Origin of the sequence: Micromonospora sp. NPDC048843 (genome assembly GCF_040649965.1) — a bacterium.
GTDB lineage: Bacteria > Actinomycetota > Actinomycetes > Mycobacteriales > Micromonosporaceae > Micromonospora > Micromonospora hortensis.
In genome coordinates, this window is sequence record NZ_JBEZGJ010000321.1 from 1 (window position 1) to 4,054 (window position 4,054).

Below are 4,054 nucleotides of genomic sequence, written 5' to 3' on the forward strand. Positions count from 1 at the left end.
GCGCAACGAGCGATTCGAAGCACTCGTCGATGAAGCGGGTGCGGTTGCTTCCAGTGAAGACCGTTACGCGAGGTGTGCGCATGGAGCCAATCACCACCCATCGTTCGGATACGACGGCTCCAGGTCGCGCTGCGACCTGGAGCCGTCGCCGCTGTACCGCGATGTGCACCGGGCGCGGACCGTTGGCTACCCTTGCCGCGTGCCGTCGCTCTTTCGCCGCAAGTCCACCGACCTCGTCGACGAGGCCGTCACCTCGGTGACCCCCGAGGAGACCGCTGAGCGTTCCCGGGGTTACACCCCGGCCAAGGGTCGGGAGACGCCCAAGCGGCCGACCGTCGGCCGTCGCCCGGCCGGTCCCACGCGTCCCCTCACCAAGGAGGAGGAGCGGGAGCGTCGCCGTCAACTGCGCGCCGAGGCGGCGTCGGAGTTCCGCCGCGAGGGTGGCCCCCGCGACCGTGGCCCGGAGCGGCTGCTGGCCCGCAACGTTGTCGACTCCCGGCGTACCGTCGGCACCTGGTTCTTCGGCGGCGCGCTGATCGTGCTGGTCGGGTCGAACGCGGCCATGCCGCCGGTGGTCCGACTGATCTCCAACGTGCTCTGGGGCGCGCTGGCGCTGGGTGTGGTGGTCGACTCGGTGCTGATCTGCCGCAAGATCAGCAAGTTGGTCCGGGAACGTTTCCCGAAGACCGACCAGCGGATGGGCTCGCTCTTCCTCTACGCGGTCATGCGGTCGATCACCTTCCGACGCATGCGCGCTCCCGCGCCCCAGGTCAAGCTGGGCGACAAGGTCTGACCCCCGGCTCCACTCCCGCAGTTCCAGATCCGCGCGACATCGCCAAAACTGCTGCCTCAGACACCTCTGAGGCAGCAGTTTTGCCGTAACTGCGCGGATCTTGTCGTGCGTTCATCATGCTGAACGGGTCGTTGTTCGACAGACCGAACATTTGACCAATGGAGCGAAGGCATGCCTTCGGAACCGGCTGCCCCCCTGGCCACCATCGCCGCCGCCCTGCGCCGGGAGCGGGAACGGGTCGGCATCTCGCTGACCGAGCTGGCCCGCAGAGCGGGGGTGGCCAAGTCCACCCTCTCCCAACTGGAGTCGGGCACCGGAAACCCGAGTGTGGAGACGGTCTGGGCGCTGGGCGTCGCACTCGGTGTGCCGTTCAGCCGGCTGGTGGAGCCCGTCGACGACGGCGTACGGGTCATCCGGGCCGGGGACGGGCCGCGCGTCCGCTCCGAGCGGGCCGACTTCAGCGGAACGCTGCTCAGCGCCGGCGCTGCGCACCTGCGCCGGGACATCTACCTGATCAGGCTGGAACCGGGCGCGGTCCGAGCCGGGCACGGACACACCCCGCGCAGCATCGAGCACGTGGTGGTCGCTGCCGGCCGACTGCGGGTGGGACCCGAGGCGGCACCTGTCGAACTCGAACCCGGCGACTACGCCACGTTTCCCGGCGACGCCCCGCACCGTTACGAGGCGCTCGCTCCCGGTACGTTCGCCGTCCTCATCATGGAGCACCCCTGAACGAGGACGGCGATCCCGCCGCAGCCGGGTGGTCTTCGTGTGCGGTATGGTCGGAGGCCAGATTCGCTTATAGGACCAAATGTCCGAAACCAATGGGATAACGTTTGCGCCGGTGGGCGGCACCACAGTGGCGGTGAGCGAGCCCACGCCGTTACCCTCCATCCGCAGCCACGGCCTGCCGGAGCAGCGATCTGACCGGCACGTGCGGCCCCAGCGCGACAATTTGCAACGAGGTGACAACGCGTGAGCGAGCGGACGCGAGCCGGCCACCGGGGCGTGGCAGGCGGCGACCGGACGCCCATTGGTCACCCGACGGCGGCTGCGGACACCTCAACCCCGCCGAGAATCGGCCCAGCGGCCGGGTGTGGCGACGGGCTCGACGGATGAACGGCCGCTACACCGACCGATGGTCAGACCCGAACGAACCGTCCTGGGTGGTCGAGCCGACCACCGAGTGGCACCCCCAGTTCCCCGGCCAGCGTTACGCCGGCGACATCGGCATGCCGCACCAGCCGCCACCGCGCGGCCGCGCGACGGTGTCCGGTCGCGCCGAAGTGCCGCCGCTGGCGCCCACCCGCCCGGACGGCACCTACCTCGGCCGGTCCTGGTCCGACGAACCACCAGCGGAACAGACACCACACGGCCGCTCCTGGGTGGACGACGAGCCTGGCGAGGCATCGGCCTACAGCCGACTCCGCAGCGACGAACTCTCGACGGACACCTCCGCCTACGGCCGGCCCGACAACGCCGACTCCCGCCACTACGACCACGAGCCGTACCGTCGTCCGCTGCCCGAGCCACCCCGCCGCGACGACCGCCGCTCGCCCGAGTCGGACCGACGTACCGCCTGGTCCGACCGACGCCCCGCCGACGAGCGGGGGCCCGCGCGGGAAGCCGCCTGGCACCAGGACCAGCCCACCCCCGAGCGGTACGACAGCCGCCGTCCCCGGCAGGAGCCCACCGAGCGGGACCGGGGTTACCGAGGCTCTCCGCCGGTCTCCCCCGCGCCCCGGCCCGAACCCGGCTGGGTGCCCGAGCCGGACGACACACCACGTCGGCGCGGCACACCGCAACGACCGGCCGCTGGTTACGAACGGCACACCGGCGACGGGTACGGCGTCCGACCCACCCGCGACCACGACGGCCGCGTCGCCGACGCGGTCGACCCGTGGGCACCCGTTGACGGCCGCACGCGATACCGCGCCGACGGGTACCCGGACCGGGCCGCCGACGACCCGCGCCGCCCGGAGCCGCGCTACCGCCCGGACGAGGGGATCGGCGCAGCGCCCTCACCCAACGGTGGACGACGGCGTCGCCCCGATCCGGACCTCCCCGACCAGCCCCGCCTCGACGACGACCGGCGGCGGCCCGACACCGACCCACACCGGCAGCAGCCCCGTGAGGCGGCCGCCCGCGCCGAGGCGTACCCGGACCGGCGACCCCGCGAGCAGGCCCGCCCGGACACCTACCGCGACAACGGGTACCGCGAGGACGCGCCCCGTGAGGATGCGTACCGCGAGCCCCGGCCACAGCCGGGCCAACGCTCGGACGGCAGTCTGCCCTGGCCAGCACCGGGTCCGGTGCGCCAGGACCGCACCAGGGAGCCCGGCCACCGCACCGACCCGCACCGCACCACGGACCCGCACCGCAGCCCCGAGCCGGGCATCGCGTCGCGGCCGGCCGCGCGGCCCGAGCGGCCGGCGGCCACGCCGTCCCGGCCTGACGAGCGCCCGGCGGCCACTCCGGCACGCTACGACGAGCGACAGGTACGCCCGGCCGCGACGGCGCCGCCGGCCTCCGGCCGTGCCATGCCGGTCTCCCCGGAACGACCGGTGTCGCCGGCACCCGTCTCCCCCGCTTGGGACCGACCGGTATCGGCCGCCCCGGCCTCCCCGCAACGACCGGTGTCGCCAGCGCCCGACTCCCCCGCCAGCCGCGGCTGGGACCGACCGGTATCGGCCGCCCCGGCCTCCCCGCAACGACCGGTGTCGCCAGCGCCCGTCTCCCCCGCTTGGGACCGACCGGTATCGGCCGCCCCCGTCTCCCCCGCCGCGCCCGGTCGAGACCGACCGGTGTCGGCCGTTCCGGTGTCCCCCACCTCCGACCGGCCCGTCTCGGGGCCACCCGCCGCGCGCCTGCGGCTGGAGTACCTGCCCGCGCCGGTGGACCCGCCCGGCGCCGACGAGCGCTCGGATGCCCGTCCAGCATCGGAACGCCGGCCACTGGCCGAACCGCCACCGGCATCCGGCGCGCGTCCCGCCCCGCCGCCGCGTTACCCCGGCCCGGACAGCAGGGACCGTCCGGTTGACCAGCGGCGCGGCGAGGAGCCGGGCCCGGACCGCCGTCGGGTCGGCGACCCGTTGGCAGGCACCCCACCGACCGACCGCCGCCCGGTCTCCCCGGACCGCTCGCCCCCGGCGGAGCGGCCGCACCTCGTGCGCCAACCGCTGGACCTACGTACCGCCGCGGCAGTGGAGAAATCTGGCGACCAACGTCAAGGACGGCACCCGTTTCAGCATCTGGATCAGC

At 73.6% G+C, this 4,054-nt stretch carries 2 protein-coding genes and 1 pseudogene; all 3 read left to right on the forward strand.

Annotated features, from left to right (window positions below; all coding sequences use genetic code 11):
• Positions 1–199 precede the first annotated feature (199 nt).
• Complete coding sequence (locus AB0C20_RS35450; RefSeq protein WP_355007751.1) at positions 200–793, forward strand: DUF3043 domain-containing protein; 594 nt, start codon at positions 200–202, stop codon at positions 791–793.
• A gap of 171 nt (positions 794–964) precedes the next feature.
• The gene (locus AB0C20_RS35455; RefSeq protein ID WP_357180946.1) at positions 965–1,525 is read left to right on the forward strand and encodes an XRE family transcriptional regulator; all 561 of its coding nucleotides are present in this window, start codon (positions 965–967) and stop codon (positions 1,523–1,525) included.
• A gap of 383 nt (positions 1,526–1,908) precedes the next feature.
• Positions 1,909–4,054: pseudogene (locus tag AB0C20_RS35460) on the forward strand (hypothetical protein); the annotation flags it as partial.